The 17,549-nt window shown below is 71.1% G+C and carries 16 protein-coding genes and 1 tRNA gene; 7 read left to right on the forward strand and 10 right to left on the reverse strand.

Annotated features, from left to right (window positions below; translation table 11 throughout):
- Window positions 1-132: 132 nt before the first annotated feature.
- From OG406_RS20720 to OG406_RS20745, 6 genes are all read left to right on the forward strand, one after another.
- Window positions 133-1,149, forward strand: coding sequence for an ABC transporter ATP-binding protein (locus OG406_RS20720; protein ID WP_164372977.1), 1,017 nt, complete (start codon window positions 133-135; stop codon window positions 1,147-1,149).
- Window positions 1,139-2,044, forward strand: coding sequence for an ABC transporter permease subunit (locus tag OG406_RS20725; protein WP_164372660.1), 906 nt, complete (start codon window positions 1,139-1,141; stop codon window positions 2,042-2,044). Before OG406_RS20720 ends, OG406_RS20725 begins: the two co-directional genes overlap by 11 nt.
- Window positions 2,041-2,952, forward strand: coding sequence for an ABC transporter ATP-binding protein (locus OG406_RS20730; RefSeq protein WP_329187122.1), 912 nt, complete (start codon window positions 2,041-2,043; stop codon window positions 2,950-2,952). The genes OG406_RS20725 and OG406_RS20730 overlap by 4 nt, the downstream gene beginning before the upstream one ends.
- Window positions 2,953-2,962: 10 nt before the next feature.
- Window positions 2,963-3,682 (forward strand): ABC transporter permease, encoded by a 720-nt coding sequence (locus tag OG406_RS20735; protein ID WP_266615046.1) that lies wholly within the window; start codon window positions 2,963-2,965, stop codon window positions 3,680-3,682.
- Window positions 3,683-3,901: 219 nt separating this feature from the next.
- Window positions 3,902-4,165: an SGM_3592 family protein gene (locus OG406_RS20740; protein WP_329187125.1), complete on the forward strand. Its 264-nt coding sequence runs from the start codon at window positions 3,902-3,904 to the stop codon at window positions 4,163-4,165.
- A gap of 273 nt (window positions 4,166-4,438) precedes the next feature.
- A tRNA-Ser gene (locus tag OG406_RS20745) sits at window positions 4,439-4,525 on the forward strand.
- A 113-nt stretch (window positions 4,526-4,638) separates the two neighbouring features.
- Here the strand turns inward: OG406_RS20745 and OG406_RS20750 are convergent.
- From OG406_RS20750 to OG406_RS20790, 9 genes are all read right to left on the reverse strand, one after another.
- Complete coding sequence (locus OG406_RS20750; RefSeq protein ID WP_164372656.1) at window positions 4,639-5,493, reverse strand: HAD family hydrolase; 855 nt, start codon at window positions 5,491-5,493, stop codon at window positions 4,639-4,641.
- A complete protein-coding gene (gene serS / locus OG406_RS20755; protein WP_164372655.1) occupies window positions 5,490-6,767 on the reverse strand; it encodes a serine--tRNA ligase in 1,278 nt (425 codons plus the stop codon). The genes OG406_RS20750 and serS overlap by 4 nt, the downstream gene beginning before the upstream one ends.
- A gap of 677 nt (window positions 6,768-7,444) precedes the next feature.
- On the reverse strand, window positions 7,445-8,380 hold the full coding sequence (gene pheA, locus OG406_RS20760; protein WP_329187128.1) for a prephenate dehydratase: 936 nt from the start codon (window positions 8,378-8,380) through the stop codon (window positions 7,445-7,447).
- 222 nt (window positions 8,381-8,602) lie between these two features.
- Window positions 8,603-9,970, reverse strand: coding sequence for an iron uptake transporter deferrochelatase/peroxidase subunit (efeB, locus tag OG406_RS20765; RefSeq protein ID WP_329187130.1), 1,368 nt, complete (start codon window positions 9,968-9,970; stop codon window positions 8,603-8,605).
- Window positions 9,971-9,978: 8 nt separating this feature from the next.
- Window positions 9,979-12,093 (reverse strand): copper resistance CopC/CopD family protein, encoded by a 2,115-nt coding sequence (locus OG406_RS20770; protein WP_267051301.1) that lies wholly within the window; start codon window positions 12,091-12,093, stop codon window positions 9,979-9,981.
- Between the two features lie 13 nt (window positions 12,094-12,106).
- On the reverse strand, window positions 12,107-12,607 hold the full coding sequence (locus OG406_RS20775) for a copper chaperone PCu(A)C (protein WP_267051300.1): 501 nt from the start codon (window positions 12,605-12,607) through the stop codon (window positions 12,107-12,109).
- Window positions 12,604-13,257: an SCO family protein gene (locus tag OG406_RS20780; RefSeq protein WP_081218265.1), complete on the reverse strand. Its 654-nt coding sequence runs from the start codon at window positions 13,255-13,257 to the stop codon at window positions 12,604-12,606. The genes OG406_RS20775 and OG406_RS20780 overlap by 4 nt, the downstream gene beginning before the upstream one ends.
- Before the next feature lie 200 nt (window positions 13,258-13,457).
- The gene (locus OG406_RS20785; RefSeq protein WP_267051298.1) at window positions 13,458-14,201 is read right to left on the reverse strand and encodes a YcnI family copper-binding membrane protein; all 744 of its coding nucleotides are present in this window, start codon (window positions 14,199-14,201) and stop codon (window positions 13,458-13,460) included.
- A gap of 220 nt (window positions 14,202-14,421) precedes the next feature.
- The gene (locus OG406_RS20790) at window positions 14,422-15,258 is read right to left on the reverse strand and encodes a hypothetical protein (RefSeq protein ID WP_329187134.1); all 837 of its coding nucleotides are present in this window, start codon (window positions 15,256-15,258) and stop codon (window positions 14,422-14,424) included.
- A 252-nt stretch (window positions 15,259-15,510) separates the two neighbouring features.
- On the opposite strand from OG406_RS20790, the gene OG406_RS20795 reads away from it, so the two are divergent.
- Complete coding sequence (locus OG406_RS20795; RefSeq protein ID WP_164372650.1) at window positions 15,511-15,966, forward strand: ATP-binding protein; 456 nt, start codon at window positions 15,511-15,513, stop codon at window positions 15,964-15,966.
- A gap of 16 nt (window positions 15,967-15,982) precedes the next feature.
- Here OG406_RS20795 and OG406_RS20800 read toward each other — a convergent pair whose 3' ends face one another.
- The gene (locus OG406_RS20800) at window positions 15,983-17,425 is read right to left on the reverse strand and encodes an MFS transporter (RefSeq protein ID WP_329190895.1); all 1,443 of its coding nucleotides are present in this window, start codon (window positions 17,423-17,425) and stop codon (window positions 15,983-15,985) included.
- Between the last annotated feature and the right edge of the window lie 124 nt (window positions 17,426-17,549).

The following is a 17,549-nucleotide window of genomic DNA, read 5'->3' on the forward strand; positions in this document are numbered from 1 at the left end:
GTGGACAACCGGCGCGCGGCAGGTGTACCTCAGGGGGACCCCTAAGGACCCGTACGCCTGGAGGCTGACACGGATCCACCTCCACGGGTTGACGACCCCTGTGGTCTGCGCCACTACCTTCGAATCGTGACTGTGATCGCGACCGAAAGCCTGAGCAAGCGGTTCCCCCGGGTGACCGCGCTTGACCGGCTCTCCGTGGACGTCGGGCCCGGTGTGACCGGACTCGTCGGAGCCAATGGAGCCGGCAAGTCCACACTGATCAAGATCCTGCTGGGTCTGTCCCCCGCCACCGAGGGCCACGCACGCGTGCTCGGCCTCGACGTCGCCACCGAAGGCGCCGCCATCCGTGAGCGGGTCGGGTACATGCCCGAGCACGACTGCCTGCCGCCCGACGTCTCGGCCACCGAGTTCGTCGTCCACATGGCGCGCATGTCCGGGCTCCCGCCGGCTGCGGCCCGCGAGCGCACCGCGGACACCCTGCGCCACGTCGGGCTCTACGAGGAGAGGTACCGCCCCATCGGGGGCTACTCCACGGGCATGAAGCAGCGCGTGAAACTCGCGCAGGCCCTCGTCCACGACCCCCAGCTGGTCTTCCTGGACGAACCGACCAACGGCCTCGACCCGGTCGGCCGCGACGACATGCTCGGACTGATCCGCCGCATCCACACGGACTTCGGCATCTCGGTCCTGGTCACCTCGCACCTGCTGGGCGAACTGGAACGCACCTGCGACCACGTCGTGGTCGTCGACGGCGGCAAGCTGCTGCGCTCCAGCTCCACCACGGACTTCACCCAGACGACCACGACCCTCGCCATCGAGGTCACCGACAACGACGAGCACCCGGACGGCACCCGCGCGGTCCGCGAGGCGCTCCACGCGCGCGGTATCGAGACGCACGACGGCAGCGGCCTGCCGGGCGCCGGACACATCCTGCTGCTGACCACCGAGAGCGAGGACACCTACGACCTCGTCCGCGACCTGGTCGCCGACCTGGGCCTGGGCCTGGTGCGGATGGAACAGCGCAGGCACCACATCGCCGAGGTCTTCAACGACAGCGACGAACAGCGCACCAAGGACGAGCGCGCGGCGAGCACGGACCCGCGCACCGGCGACGACCAGCGGAAGGAGGCGGTCGGCCATGGCAGTTGAGCAGCCCCTCACCCAGCCCGGTGAGCAGTCCCGCATCCACAACATCGGCTATCGCAACTACGACGGCCCGCGCCTCGGCCGTGCCTACGCCCGCCGGTCCCTCTACTCGCAGTCCCTGCGCGGCGCCTACGGACTCGGCCGCTCGGTCAAGTCCAAGGTCCTGCCGATGCTGCTCTTCGTGGTGATCTGCGTCCCCGCGCTGATCATGGTCGCCGTCGCGGTCGCCACCAAGGCGAAGGACCTCCCCGTCGACTACACACGCTACGCGGTGATCATGCAGGCGGTCATCGGCCTGTACGTCGCCTCGCAGGGCCCCCAGGCCGTCTCCCGCGACCTGCGCTTCAAGACCGTGCCGCTCTACTTCTCGCGCCCCATCGAGACCGCCGACTACGTCCGCGCCAAGTACGCGGCGCTCGCCTCGGCCCTGTTCATCCTCACGGCGGCCCCGCTGATCGTGCTCTACGTCGGCGCGCTGCTCGCCAAGCTCGACTTCGCCGACCAGACGAAGGGCTTCGGACAGGGGCTGGTCTCCGTGGCGCTGCTCTCGCTGCTCTTCGCCGGCATCGGGCTGGTCATCTCGGCCGTCACCCCGCGCCGCGGCTTCGGCATCGCGGCCGTCATCGCCGCGCTGACCATCTCCTACGGAGCGGTCTCCACCGTCCAGGCCATCGCCTTCGAACAGTCCAGCAGCGGGGCCGTCCCGTGGCTCGGGCTCTTCTCGCCCATCACGCTCATCGACGGCGTGCAGACGGCCTTCCTGGGCGCCTCCTCCGCCTTCCCCGGCGAGGTGGGCCCCTCGTCCGGCCAGGGCGTCGTCTACCTCGTCGTCGTCCTGGGTCTCATCGCCGGCTGCTACGGCCTCCTGATGCGCCGCTACCGAAAGGTCGGGCTGTGACCACCCTCAACATCGACCACGTCTCACGCTGGTTCGGCAACGTGGTGGCGGTCAACGACATCACGATGACGATCGGCCCCGGCGTCACCGGCCTGCTCGGCCCGAACGGAGCCGGCAAGTCCACCCTCATCAACATGATGGGCGGCTTCCTCGCCCCCTCGACGGGCACCGTCACCCTCGACGGCCGCCCGACCTGGCGCAACGAGGACATCTACCGGCACATCGGCATCGTCCCCGAACGTGAGGCGATGTACGACTTCCTCACCGGCCGCGAGTTCGTCGTCGCCAACGCCGAACTGCACGGCCTCGGCGCGAAGTCCGCCCAGCGGGCGCTCGCCACCGTCGAGATGGAGTACGCGCAGGACCGCAAGATCTCCACGTACTCCAAGGGCATGCGGCAGCGCGTGAAGATGGCGTCCGCGCTGGTCCACGACCCGTCGCTGCTGCTGCTCGACGAACCGTTCAACGGCATGGACCCGCGTCAGCGCATGCAGCTCATGGATCTGCTGCGCCGCATGGGCGACGAGGGCCGCACGGTGCTGTTCTCGTCCCACATCCTCGAAGAGGTCGAGCAACTCGCCTCCCACATCGAGGTGATCGTCGCCGGACGGCACGCGGCGAGCGGCGACTTCCGGCAGATCCGCCGCCTGATGACCGACCGCCCGCACCGCTACCTCATCCGCTCCAGCGACGACCGTCTGCTGGCCGCCGCACTGATCGCGGACCCGTCGACGTCCGGCATCGAGGTCGACCTGGCCGAGGGCGCGCTGCGCATCCAGGCCGTCGACTTCGGCCGCTTCACCGCCCTGCTGCCCAAGGTCGCGCGCGAGCACGGCATCCGGCTGCTGACGGTGTCACCGTCCGACGAGTCCCTGGAATCCGTCTTCTCGTATCTTGTCGCGGCGTAGGAGGCCGAAGATGTACGACCCCACAGTCGCCCGGCTCACCTACCGCGGCCTGCTCGGCCGCCGCCGGGCCCTCATCCTCGGCATCCTGCCCGTCCTGCTCATCGTCATCTCGGTGGCTGTCCGCAGCTTCTCCGGTGCCGACGACCAGGTGGCCTCGGACCTGCTCGGCGGGTTCGCGCTCGCCACCATGGTGCCGATCATCGGCGTCATCGCCGGCACGGGCGCCATCGGACCCGAGATCGACGACGGCTCGGTGGTGTACCTGCTGGCCAAGCCCCTGAAGCGGCCCACGATCATCTTCACCAAGCTGATCGTCGCGATCGCCGTCACCATGGCGTTCTCGGCGGTGCCGACCTTCATCGCGGGCATGATCCTCAACGGCAACGGCCAGCAGATCGCCGTCGCCTACACCGTCGCGGCGCTCGTCGCCTCGATCGCCTACGCCGCGATGTTCCTGCTCCTCGGGACCATCACCCGGCACGCCGTGGTCTTCGGACTCGTCTACGCGCTCGTCTGGGAGGCCCTGTTCGGCTCCCTGGTCTCCGGCGCGCGCACCCTCAGCGTCCAGCAGTGGGCGCTGGCCGTGGGCCACAAGGTGACCGGAGGCGACCTCGTCACCTCGGACGTCGGCCTGCCGACCGCGACCGTCCTGCTGGTCGTGGTCACCGTCGCCGCCACCTGGTACGCCGGGCAGCGGCTGCGGTCGCTGACCCTGGCCGGCGAGGAGTGAGCCACCCGCTTGTGAACGCGGAGGACGACGTCCCTGGCACCGGCTGAGCGCCGGGACGGAGCGCCGAACCGCGAAAAGAGGCTCCCCCGCGCGCGTGGCCGCCGATCAACGGCCACACGCGCGGGGAGCCTCTTCTCTTTCACGGGACTTCTTGACGGGGGCTTCACCTCGGTCCGGGCAGACTGGGTGAACGAGGACGTACGGCCGGGAGGAACGGGGATGGCAGCAGAGGAACCGCGGGGTGACGGCCACGATCAGGCCGGAGACCGACCCGGGGACGCGGCCGGTGACCAGTGGGACGACCTGGTGCTCGACGAGAGCTTCGTCCGGGCCGCGGACACGACGGAACCCTCGGCCCGGGCCCGTATGCTCGCCGCCCGCTGGCGCGCGGAGGGACCCGAACCGGAGCCGTGGCGCTCGGACGAGCCGCCCGCGGGATGGTTCTTCAGCAAAAGCCGTCGGCGCAGATGGCGCCGCAGGTGAGACCCGCGGCCGGCCCCTCGGGCGGCGGTCTTTAATCAGTGGCACCCAAGTCGGCGGACAGGCACAGTAGTTGTGTCCCCACCGCCGGAGCCGTCCGGCGCCACACTCTGGGAGAGGAGCGCGACGATGTTCATCAGGAGCAGTTCGTCGAGCTCCCGACAGGGCAGCCCGCGGCGGGTTCCGGAGTAGTTACCCCTCCGTCGAACCCGCTCCGCACGGGGGGCTGCCCGGGGCGGCCGCTTCGAGCGCGCGTGTCGCGCGGGCCGCCCACCCGGAGGATTGGCCGAGTGGGAAGGCACCGGCTTGCTAAGCCGTGGTCGGGGGTGAAACCCCGCGCGCGTTCGATCCGCGCATCCTCCGCAACACGTTCCGCGTACGGCACCGCGCACGCGGCTGTCGTGACAGTCCTCGTCAGAGCGTGGCGACCCACGCGGTCGTCACCGCGGGCGCTGCCGACACCGCACGGGATCCCACTAGGACCGCGGCAGCAACCGCTCGAGTACGACCGCGATGCCGTCCTCCTCGTTCGTGGACGTCACCTCGTCCGCGACCGCCTTGAGGTCGGCGTGGGCGTTGGCCATGGCCACGCTGTGCGCGGCCCACGCGAACATCGGGATGTCGTTCGGCATGTCGCCGAAGGCGATGGTGTCCACGGCCTTCGCGCCGAGGCGGCGGGCCGCCAGCGACAGCCCCGTCGCCTTGGAGAGTCCGAGGGGCAGGAGTTCCACTATCCCCGCGCCCGCCATCGTGACGCCGACCAGCCCGCCCGCGACCTCGGTGGCCACGGCCGCGAGTTCGTCGTCCGAGAGCGTCGGGTGCTGGACGTACACCTTGTTCAGCGGCGCCGACCAGAGGTCCGCCGCGTCCCTGATGGGCACGACCGGCAGCGGCCCGTCCTGCACCCGGTAGCCGGGGCCGACGAGCACCTCGCCCTCGAGTCCGTCACGGCTCGCCGCGAGCAGCAGCGGGCCGACCTCCGCCTCGATCTTGGCGAGCGCGAGACCGGCGAGCTGCCGGTCCAGCGTCACCGAGGTGAGCAGGCGGTGCTCCCCCGCGTCGTACACCTGGGCGCCCTGACCGCAGACCGCGAGACCCCGGTAGCCGAGGTCGTCGAGGATGTGGCGCGTCCAGGGCACCGCGCGCCCGGTGACGACGATGTGCGCCGCGCCCGCCGCGGTGACCGCGGCGAGCGCCTCACGCGTACGCGCCGAGACCGTCTCGTCGGAACGCAGCAGCGTCCCGTCGAGGTCGGTCGCGACGAGCTTGTAGGGGAAGGTCCGCCCGCCCGTGGCCTCGGACGGGCCCGTGGACCCCGTGGTACCGGTCACTTGGAGATCGGCTCCAGAAGCTCACGGCCGCCCAGGTAGGGGCGCAGCACCTCGGGCACCCGCACCGATCCGTCGGCGAGCTGGTGGTTCTCCAGGATCGCCACGATGGTGCGCGGCACGGCACACAGCGTGCCGTTCAGCGTCGACAGCGGCTGGACCTTCTTGCCGTCACGCATGCGGACGGACAGGCGCCGGGCCTGGAAGCCGTCGCAGTTCGAGGCCGAGGTCAGCTCGCGGTACTTGCCCTGGGTCGGGATCCACGCCTCGCAGTCGAACTTGCGCGAGGCGGAGGAGCCGAGGTCGCCGCTCGCCACGTCGATGACCTGGAAGGGCAGTTCGAGGCCGGTCAGCCACTGCTTCTCCCAGTCGAGGAGACGGCGGTGTTCGTTCTCCGCGTCCGCGGGGTCGACGTACGAGAACATCTCGACCTTGTCGAACTGGTGCACGCGGAAGATGCCGCGGGTGTCCTTGCCGTAGGTACCGGCCTCGCGGCGGAAGCACGGCGAGAAGCCGGCGTAGCGCATCGGCAGCTTGTCGGCGTCGAGGATCTCGTCCATGTGGTACGCCGCGAGGGGGACCTCGGAGGTGCCGACCAGGTAGTAGTCGTCCTTCTCGAGGTGGTACACGTTCTCCGCGGCCTGGCCGAGGAAGCCGGTGCCCTCCATGGCGCGGGGGCGGACGAGCGCGGGGGTCAGCATCGGGATGAAGCCGGCCTCGGTGGCCTGCGCGATCGCCGCGTTGACGAGGGCGAGCTCCAGGAGCGCGCCGACACCCGTCAGGTAGTAGAAACGCGAGCCGGACACCTTGGCGCCGCGCTCCACGTCGATGGCGCCCAGCGACTCGCCGAGCTCCAGGTGGTCCTTGGGCTCGAAGCCCTCGGCGGCGAAGTCACGGATGGTGCCGTGCGTCTCGAGGACGACGAAGTCCTCCTCGCCGCCGACCGGGACGTCGGGGTGCACCACGTTGCCGAGCTGGAGGAGGAGGCGCTTGGCCTCCTCGTCGGCCTCGTGCTGCTCGACGTCGGCCGCCTTGACGTCGGCCTTGAGCTGCTCGGCCTTCTTCAGCAGCTCGGCGCGCTCTTCGGGGGAGGCCTTGGGGATCAGCTTGCCGAGCGACTTCTGCTCGGAACGCAGCTCATCGAAGCGGACGCCGGACGACCTGCGCCGCTCGTCGGCGGAGAGAAGGGAGTCGACGAGGCCGACATCCTCTCCACGGGCGCGCTGGGAGGCGCGAACACGGTCGGGGTCCTCACGGAGCAGGCGAAGGTCAATCACCCCACAAGGCTACCGGTGCGTGCTTCCGGCGAACGACTCGATATTCCGGTGCGTGAGCTCTGTCACGTTATGAGTGAAATGCCGGACCGAATCTCTTGATCATCGATCATCGTCAATGAAAGGGGTCCTACTCCCTGAAACGGGGCAGGCGGCCGGTCGCCGGTTGACTGGATTTCCTTGTGGGAGGCGGGACTTGGGATCCGGTTGTCCACAGGAATCTGGGAGTCGAGATAGTTATCCACAGGCTGTGTGGAAGATCTGTGGATGCCGGAATTGATCATTCCGACGGCACTTCTGCGGATGAGGAATTCCCGGTTCAAACCCTCCGTACACCCACTTTCGGGTGTAAATGATTCGCTCCATAGAGTTGATCAATGGAAAAGGGTGGACGAAGGGTGACGTGCGGGTCTGTGGAGGAAGTTGGGTGCTGTAGGCCGATTTGTCGACGATGTAGTGCTTCGTTGTCGACTTGTCCCCAGGTCGAGAAGCGTGCCTGTGGATAACTCCTGTGGATGGCGAAAATAGGCAGGTAGGACCGGGGAGGGAAACCCGGACGGGTGTGGATCGGCCGATCAGGACGTGGAGATCCCTCAGGACGTGCGGGGGCACCGGGACACGCCGATCCCGCGGTCGACCGGGGGCTGCCGGCCGGGACGGTATGTGCCGGTCCTCGTGGGTCAGGAACGGCCGTCCTGGCAGCGCGCCAGCCAGTCCGACGCGGCGGAGAACTCGCTGTCCGAGGTCCCTGGCCGCAGAGGCCGGACGTCCTTCAGTGCGACACCGGCACGCGGATACGAACCCAGGAAGCGCACCTGGGGACAGATCCTCTTGAGGCCCATCAGCGCCTCTCCCACCCGGCGGTCGGTGATATGTCCTTCGGCGTCCACCGAGAAGCAGTAATTGCCGATGCCCTGGCCGGTGGGGCGGGACTCGATGCGCATCAGGTTGACGCCGCGCACGGCGAATTCCTGGAGCAGTTCGAGCAGGGCACCGGGGTGGTCGTCGCCGAGCCAGATGACCACGGACGTCTTGTCGGCGCCGGTCGGGGCGGCGGGCCTGGCCGCACGGCCGACCAGGACGAAACGGGTCTCGGCGTTCGCCGCGTCGTGGATCTCGGTGACCAGGGGTTCGAGGCCGTACGTCGCCGCCGCGAACTCGCCCGCGAAGGCCGCGTCGAACCGGCCTTCCTGGACCAGCCGGGCACCGTCCGCGTTCGACGCGGCCGACTCCCACAGGGCGTCCGGGAGGTGCTTGCCCAGCCAGTTGCGCACCTGGGGCTGGGCGACCGGGTGCCCGGTGACGGTCTTGACGTCCTTCAGCGTGGTGCCGGGCCTGACCAGCAGGGCGAAGGCGATCGGCAGCACGACCTCGCGGTAGATCATCAGCGGGTCGCCCTTGGCCAGCTCGTCGAGCGTGGCGGTGACCCCGCCCTCCACCGAGTTCTCGATCGGGACGAGCGCGCCGGCCGCCTGCCCGCCGCGCACCGCGTCGAGCGCGGCCGGCACGGACACCATCGGCACCAGCTCCCGCGTCGCGGCCTCGGGAAGCGTGCGGAGGGCGGCCTCGGTGAACGTTCCCTCGGGGCCGAGATAGGTGTAGCGCGTCGCCGACATACCGTCACCCTAATGGGCCTTGCCCCACGAGGCTCACCCCTGGGGAAACAGGGCACCCAGGGGTGAATCCACCCGGCCCGCCGGACCGGACGCGGGGAACTGTGCCGGGCGGGCGGGCCCACGGGACCTGCACCGGACGACCGGACGACGCTTGCGGTGCCGAACGACCGGAGGACGGTACGTGGGCAGGGTGACCGGTGGGCGGGAACCGGACCGGGTCGCTCAGCCCTCCAGGAGCCGCTGCCCCACGTACTCCCCGCGCGCCGCTCCGCCCGGTACCGCGAACAGGCCGCTCGACTCGTGCCGGACGAAGTCGGAGAGGGCGTCACCACGGTCGAGCTTGCGCTGGACGGGGACGAAGCCGCGCAACGGGTCGGCCTGCCAGCACACGAAGAGCAGCCCCGCGTCGGGCACCCCGTCCGCGTCGATGCCGTCGTGGAAGGAGAACGGACGGCGCAGCATCGCGGCACCGCCGTTCTGGTCGGGCCGGGTGATCCGGGCGTGCGCGTTGATGGGCACGACCAGGTTCCCGTCGGCGTCGGTCTTGTCGAGGTCCATCGCGCTCTTCTCGGTACCGCCGCTGAGCGGTGCCCCGGTGGACTTCCGCCGCCCGATGACGTCCTCCTGGGCCTTGCCCGAGAGCTTCTCCCAGTCGTCGAGCAGCATCCGGATCCGGCGTACGACCGCGTACGAGCCGTTCGCCATCCAGGCCGGGTCGCCCGAGCCGGGCACGAAGACGCGCCCGTCGAAGTCGGGCTCGGACGGCTTCGGATTGCGGGTGCCGTCGATCTGCCCCATCAGGTTGCGCGCGGTCATGGGGGACGCGGTGGCGCCGGGGGACCGGTTGAAACCGTTCATCTGCCAGCGCACCCGTGCCGCGCTGCCCGCGTCCTTCTGGAGAGCGCGCAGGGCGTGGAAGGCGACGAGCGCGTCGTTCGCCCCGATCTGCACCCACAGGTCGCCGTTGCTGCGCCCCTTGTCGAGATGGTCGGAGGAGAAGTCGGGCAGCGGGTCCAGTGCGACCGGGCGCTGCTTCTCCAGACCCGTACGCGCGAAGAAGCTGTGGCCGAAACCGAAGGTGACGGTCAGGGACGAGGGGCCGGCGTCGAGGGCGACGTCGGTGTCGTCATGGCTCGCGCTCTCGCCCGCCATCAGCCGCTCCGCGGTCGCCGACCAGCGGCGCAGCAGGGCGGCGGCCTCCCGGCGGCCCGCGCCCGCCGCCAGGTCGAAGGCGACGAGATGGCCGCGCGCCTGGAGGGCGGTGGTGATGCCGGGCTGATGTTTCCCGTGAAACATCACCGTGTCCATGCCCACCGAAGCCAGCGGAACGGTCTTGTCCGCGGAGGGGGCGGCGGCGTAGCCCACGGCTGCCCCGCCCGCGCCGAGCGCGATCCCTGTCGCACCGGCGGTTCCGAGCAGCCGGCGCCGCGACATGACCCCCGTCGAGGGAGTCTCCGACGAGGCCTTCTGCTCCGAGGGACCGGCGGAAGCGTCCGAAGCCGTCGCTCGGGAGGCCTTTGAGGAGGCGTTCTTCGCGGACGCGGCCTCGCGGGCGGCGGAGGACGTCCCGGGAGTGGACTGGTCAGCCATGGTCAGGTTCAGCCGATCTGCGCGTTCTTGTTCACGGTGACCTGGTCGATGTCCGAGGTGCGCACGGTCACCGCGATCTTCCAGTCGCCCGCCATGGGGATCTGTACATCGCTCGCCGACCAGTGTCCCGTGGCGATCCGGTCGGGCGTCACGGGCAGCGGGCCGACGTCCTTCGCCTTGAGGGTGAGGGCGAGCTTCACCTCGGGCACGTCGAAGGCCTTCCCGTTGGGGCGGACCACGAAGACGTGCATCTCGTTGCCGCCGACCCGGGCCGGCTCGAAGGTGACCTCGGCCGTGCCCTTGCCGTCCTGGCCGCCCGTGTCGAAGGGGATCTTCAGCGACAGCGGGCCGGACCGCTGGGCGGCGGCACCCTTGGCCTGCTGGACCGCCTCTTCGGTGCGTCCCGGCTCGGTGGTCGTCAGCGCGGTCGTGACCGCCAGCAGGACGACCGCGACGGCCGCCTCGGCGAGGACCGAGCGGCGCAGGCCGGTGCGGTTCGGATCGGCGTCGCGGACGCGCTGGGCGCGCGCGGTGTCCACGGCGGCTTGCTGCCGGGCCAGTTGGGCGGCCCGCCGGGAGTCGGCGGGGACGGTGGCGGGCGTCCTGCGCGCCGACCGCTGTTCCGCCCGCGCTGCCTCGGCGGCCCGGGGAGCCGCCTCCGCGAGCCCGCCCGTCCAGCGCCGGGAGATCGAGGCGACGCCCACGAGCACGGCCACCAGACCGATCTTGACGAGCAGCAGCTGCCCGTACGTCGTGTCGGTGAACGCCGCCCAGGAGCCGACCTGCCGCCACGACTGGTAGATGCCGGTCGCCACCAGGACGAGGACGCTCCCGAACGCGAGGCGGGAGAAGCGGTGGACGGCCGCGGCCTCGATCTGTTCCTCCGCCGGTGCCCGGAACAGGGCCACCAGGAGGGTCGTCAGGCCGCCGAGCCAGACGGCGACGGCCAGCAGGTGCAGTACGTCGACGGGCATGGCGATGCCCGCCTGTATACCGGTGGACGCGTGCTCGGCCATGGCCCAGCTCGCGGCGAGTCCCGCCGCCACGACCACGCCGCCGATGGCGAGTCCGAAGGTGAGGTCCTTCTTCTCGGCGGCCAGGTCGGCCGCCTCCGTGGCGGGATCGGGGGTGAGGTCCGTCCCGTCCGTCTCCTCGGCGGACTCGGCGGACTCGGGGGCGGGCGTCTTCGTGATCGCCGTCTTCCCGCCGGTCGCCTTGGCGCCGACGGACTTCGCTCCGGCCGCCTTCGTGCGCGTTCCCTTGCCGCGGCCGTTCTTGGTGCCGTTCGCCTTCCTGGTGGCGACGGCCAGTGCCTCGGCGGCCGCGCGCGCGTCCTCGTCCCGCTTGGCGTACGCCCCGAACAGCACGGCGATGAACAGGGCCGCCGCGGCGAGCAGCAGCAGCCGTGAGACCAGGGCGGCGCCAGGCTTGGTCTGCAGCACCTGTGCGAGCAGATTCAGGTCGAAGATGTCGCCGACCTTGCCGGACCCGACGTACGAACCGCGCAGGAGCAGCAGGGCGAGCGTGGAGACCGTCAGGGTGAGCCAGCCGGCGACCACGAGGCGCTGCACCGGCCGCACCCCGGAGCCGCGCTGCCAGCAGCCCAGCACGAACGCGGCGCCACCGACGAGCAGGATGAACCCGGCGTACGAGAAGTAGCGGCCGGCTCCGTAGAGGAAGCCCACCACTCCGCCCCCGACGTCCTGGCCCGACGCGGCGACGGAGGTCTGCGAGGGAGCTCCGATGGAGAAGGTGAAGGCGCCCGCGACGGGGTGGCTGTCCGCAGACACCACCTGGTAGGTCACGGTGAACGTGCCGTCGGGCAGGCCCGCGTGGAGCTTCACGCCGTACGTGCTGCCGCCCAGGTCGCTCGGACCGCCGGTGTCGACCCGCTTGCCCTTGGGGTCGAGGACCCGCAGTGAGCTGTCGTTCATCGAGACCTGCTCGGAGAAGGTGAGCGAGATCTGCGTGGGTGCCTCGGCGACCACCGTCCCCTGCTGCGGATCGCTCCCGGTCAGCGCGGCATGCGCGGAAGCGGGCGCGGCGCCCGCCAGGAGTGCGCCGGCGACGGCGAGGAAAAGCAGCAGGAGGGTCCGGAAGCGGGGGGCGATGGTCGGTGTCACGGTGGTGCCTCCCTCAGTGCCCGGAGTCGGGGTTGTAGGTCGCGGACTTCACCGGCATGGAGACCTTCACCGTGCCGGACGTGGCGAAGTGCAGTTCCAGAGCCACCTTCTCGCCCTCCCGGGGCTTGTGGGTGAGCTTTGCGAACATGAGGTGGTTGCCGCCGCTCGCGAAGTCCAGGGTGCCGTGGGCGGGCACGGCGAAGTACTTCTCCTCCTCCATCGCGCCGTCCTTGGTGGAGTGGAGCGTCACGTCGTCCGAGAGGTCGCTGGTGACCGAGGTCAGCCGGTCGGCACCACCGGAGTTGGTGACGGTGAAGAACCCCGCCGCCATGGTGGCCATGCTCGGGGCGGGCATGTAGGCGCCGGTGATCCTGAGGTCGGGCCGGCCCGGGGAGGACAGCGAACCCGAGGAGTCGCCGTCGCCCGAGCCGCAGCCCGCGAGCGTCACCGCCGCGGCTATGACCAGGGCGCCGAGCGTGAGGGGCCGGGCCGGGCGGCCGGGACGGCGCCTCACGGGTTCTTCCCCTCGACGATCTTGGGAAGGTCCTTGGTGTAGTCGTCGACCGTGGCGTCCTCGCCGTACAGCACATAGCCTCCGTCGGTCTTCGGCGAGAACGCGATGACCTGGGTGCCGTGCACGGAGACGAGCTTGCCGTTCTTGTCCTTCGAGGTCGGCTCGATGGAGATGCCCAGCGTGCGGGCGCCGGCCTGGATGGTGGAGAAGTCACCGGTCAGGCCGATGAAGTCGGAGTCGATTCCCTTGAGCCAGGTGCGGAGCGCGGCGGGGGTGTCGCGGTCGGGGTCGGTGGTGACGAACACGACGCGCAGCTTGTCCTGCTCGGCCTTGGGCAGCTGCTTCTTGGCGACGGCCAGGTTGTTCATCGTCAGCGGGCAGACGTCGGGGCAGTGCGTGTAGCCGAAGTAGACCAGCGTGGGCCGGCCCTTGGTCTGCGCGCGCAGGTCGAACTTCTTGCCGTTCGTGTCGGTGAGCACGAGGTCCGGCTTCTCGAACGGCTGGTCGAGGACCGTCGCGGCCTTGCCCGAGTCGGCGGCGACGGACACGTCGGCGACGGGCTTGTTGCTGTCGTCACCACTGCCGCAGGCGGAGAGGGTCAGAGCGGCGGCTGCGAACAGGGCGGCCACCGCGTACGTCTTCTTGCGCATAGAAAAATGTCCCAGATGTGAGTGCCCGGGTGCGCACCGGGGGTCGTTCGCGGCCGAAGGGCCAGGTCCGGCAGGGCGGGAGAGCCGCGCCGGACCCGGCCGGAGGCCGAGTCGGACCCGTCCGGAGAGCCGCGTTCCCGCGGCCCTCCGGTGCGCACCGAGGCGGGTGTGTCTCAGTGCCTCGGACGCCGAGCGGCGTCTCAGGCGTTCGTACGCCGACGGTTGGCGAACACGCCGTACGCCACGCCCAGCGCGCCGACGACGATGCCCACGACGCCGAGAACCCGCGCGGTCGTGTCACTGCTGTCCGCGGAGGCGGCCGCCTGGTCGGTGCCCTTCGCGGCGCCGTCGGACTTCTCCGTGTCGGAGGCGTCCTCGGCGCCGGCGGAGCCGTGGTGGTCCTCGGTCGCGGCCGACAGGGCCAGCACCGGCGCCGGGTTCTCCGGCTCCTCGGCGCCCTCCTTCTGCGGCTCGATCCAGCGCACGACCTCCTTGTTGTCGTACGTCTGGATCGCCTTGAAGACGAGCTGGTCGGTGTCCTCGGGCAGCGCGCCGACGGAGAGCGGGAACTTCTGGAAGAAGCCCGGCTGGATGCCCTTGCCGTCGGCGGTCCAGGTGACCTTGGTGACGGCTTCGTCGATCTTCTCGCCGTGCAGGGTCACCGGCTTGTCCAGCTTGGACTTGGTGACCTGGACGTTCCATCCCTGCACCGGCTGCGGCATGACCGAGGCGAGCGGGTGGTCCGTCGGGAGGTTCACCTCGAGCTTGGTGGTCGAGGCGTCGTCGCGCTCGTTCGGAACCTTGAAGTTCACGACGGCGTAGCCGCCCTTGGCCGCCGCTCCGTCGGGCGAGACGCTGACGTGCGCGAACGCGGGCGCGGCGGACAGGACGAGAACGGCCGAGGCGGCGACGGTGCCGACGGCGGCGATACGAGAAGCCTTCATGGAAGGGAACACTCCACTCTCAGTTCGATGACGAAGGGGACGCGCGGACGCCTCGGCGTTCCGGTGCGGGGTGGGCCCGCGCCCGGGAGGCCCGGCGGGTACGCGCGCGTGCGGCACGACCGCGTCCCCTCCGGAGAGTCCGGGAGAGCCGGGGAGGCCCGTGATGTCCCTGGGATACAGGGACTTCGGGGCTGCCGGCTCCGTGAGGTGGCGCGTCGTGTCAGGCGGCGAGGGAGAGAGCGGAGACGGGTGGTCCGCGTCGGACCACCGTGTGCTGGAGCGCGGTCGTCCGCGGAGCGCGGAGCGTACGGGGCGCACTACGACGCGGGCGCGCGATCTCGGGCGCCCCCTGAAGGCCCGTGCGCAGCGCGCGGACGAGCGTCAGAGCGGCGCGCAACGACCGTACGAGCGCCCCTTCGGCGACACCCTGCGCCGACAGCCGCATGAGGCGGAGCAGCGCCAGATCGCCGCGGCGCAGCACCCATCCGGCGGCGACGGCCGCGAGGACGTGGCCGAGCAGCATCGGCAGGGAGGGCAGCATCGGCATCGCGGCGTCCCCGCCGACCGGCACCGCGTCCGTGGCATGCCCCATGGACGCCGTCATGCCGCCCGTGCCCGTGTCGAGCCGCGCGTCGGCGAGGAGCTTCTGGGCGTGTGCGGGACTGATCGCCGCGGCGGTCGTACCGCACACCAGGCGGGCGGCCCGGGCCACGAGAGTGGCGTCCGACACCGGCGTGCTCGATGCCATCGCGCCCATGGACCCGGTGGCCGTGGCGCCCGCGTGCTGGCTGAGCCCGAACAGCGTGTGCAACGCGGTCTGGCCGACCGCGAGGACCGCCACGATGCCGGGCAGCGCGCGCTCCCGCCCCGCCAGCGTGACGGCGACGGTGAACACCACGAGGAAGCCGACGCCCAGGGTCCACAGCGGAACCACGGCGCAGGAGGCGATGCCATGACCGGCCGCGGCCAGCGCGACACAGACCGCGGCGAACACCGCGGCCCTGAGGATCCGGAGGTCGGCTCCGGAGGGCGCCGAACGCTGGTGGGGGGCAGTCATGGCGGGCTCATCATCGCACTGGGCCCACCCGTCACCCACGGCAGGTCCACAAGGTGAGGTACGACCGCTCTGTCCGCAACGCCGCCTACGACCGGAACGCGAACTTCCGTACGTCGCCTCGCAACCGCATACACCGGCCTTCGGTGCCCGCGCATCCGCCGTATGGGCGCCGTCCTCGGACGTATGCGATTGCGCACGGGTGCTTGCGGCAATACGTATCGGTACATCGAGCCGCGGCCGGGAGGCTGGAGCATGAGCATCTGGTGGTCACTCCATCTGCGGCGCGAGGCTGCGAGCGTCCCGCTCGCCCGACGTCTGCTGCTCGGCACGATGGAGAGCGCCGGTGTCGACCCCGACGTCTCCTACGACCTCTCCGTCGCCCTCACCGAGGCCTGTGCCAACGCCGTCGAGCACGGCGGGGCCACCGCGCGGGGCGACGCCGGCGAGGCGTACCGGGTGACCGCGTATCTCGACGGCGACCAGTGCCGCATCGAGGTCAGCGACTCCGGCCCCGGCTTCCCCGGCGGGACCGCCCGGCCCGCACTGCGCCCCGCCGACCAGGACGCCGAACACGGGCGGGGCCTCGGCCTGATCCAGGAGCTCGCCGACCACGTCCACTTCGGCAACAACCCGGGTCCGGGCGGCGCGGTGGTCAGCTTCGACAAGATCCTCAAGTGGAGGAACTCTCCCTCCCTGCTGCCCGCCTAGCAGCGCGGCCCGCCGCTCAGCACTCCGCGCCCTGTACCGCGGCGGCGCCGGCCGGCGCGAGCCGCACCCGGCTCCCGCCCTTCGGGTGGCGCACCCCGTCCTCTCGACGGTCCGCCTCACCCCTCCGGAACTCCCGCCCATCCTCTCGGTGCGCGTCCTCGGACTCCTCCCGTCCCGCCGCCTCCCGGTGATCGGCGCCGGCCGGCCGCTCCGGCTGCGCCGAACTGCGGGAGGCAGCCCACCGGGTCGCCGGGCCCATCGCATACGAGGCACCGAGCATCAGGGCACCGAGGAGCAGCCAGCCCGGCGTCCCCCAACCGACCAGCAGGGCCGTGAGGACGAGCGGGCCCATGGTCCGCGCCACCGTGACCCCCGTGCCGAAGAAGCCCTGGTACTCGCCCATGCGGTCGGCGGGGGCGAGGTCGAACGCGAGCTGCCAGGAGCCCGCCGAGTGCTGCATCTCGGCGACCACCTGGAGCACCGCACCCGCCACGAGGACGGCCGCCGCGATCCAGGGGGAGACGCCGGACGACAGGGCGAACACCGTGCAGGACGCCAGCATCACGAGCCCGGACCGCCGGATCGAGCGGGTCGCCGTGACGAGTCCCGTCACACCGCGGGCCATCCGCACCTGGAACACCATCACCGCGGCGGTGTTGAGCACGAACAACGCGGAGACCAGCCAGGCGGGCGCCTCGGTGCGCTCGGTGATCCACAGCGGTATGCCGAGACTGAGGAGCGGCATCCGCAGCAAGAGCACGGTGTTGAGGAACGTGACCAGCACGTAGGGACGGTCGCGCAGCACACCGGCCGCCGCGCCCCGCTCACTCCCCCGGCCGCTGCGCCTGCCCCGGCCGTCCCGAGGACTCTCGCCGGCGCGACCGGCCCCGACCCTCCCGTCCGTCCGCTCCAGCCGGGCGGGCTCGACCGACGGCAGCTGCCAGAGCAGGGCTGCGCACACCAGGAAACTCACGGCGTCCAGCGCGAACACCCCGAGGTAGGCGGACCGGGTCCCGGCGTGCAGGGCGAGACCGCCGAGGCCCGCGCCCACCGCCAGACCGGCGTTCAGTGTCGACTGGAGGTGGGCGAGCAGTCCGGTGCGCGCGCCGGCCGGTATCAGCGAGGCGAGCAGCGCCTGGCGCGCGGCTCCGAGTCCCGACTGGGCCGAGGCGTAGGCGCAGGCCGCGAGGACGAAGGGGAGGAATCCGCGGACGAGCAGGAAGGACGCGACCGCCGTGGCGGTGGCCAGTGCCAGCAGGACGGCGGTGCCGCGCGGCCCGCGACGGTCGGCGAGCCGGCCCAGCGGCACGCCCACCAGCGAGCCGATCGCCCAGGCCACGGTCAGTCCGAGGCCGACCCGCTCGGCGGACAGCCCGACGACGTGCGTGAAGTAGAGCGCGGACGTCACGTAATAGGCGCCGTCACCCACGGAGTTGCTCAGTTGCGCGAGAGCGAGCATCCGCTGCGGTCCGGCGGGCGGAAACACCCGGCCCGCTCCGTTTCCCTTCACGGCCGAGCGCTCTGCGGATCGTGCGTCGCGAGTCGTCATGTCGTCGACGCTACGGGTCGGATGGACCGCTCGG

It is taken from the genome of Streptomyces sp. NBC_01428, assembly GCF_036231965.1.
Taxonomy (GTDB): domain Bacteria; phylum Actinomycetota; class Actinomycetes; order Streptomycetales; family Streptomycetaceae; genus Streptomyces.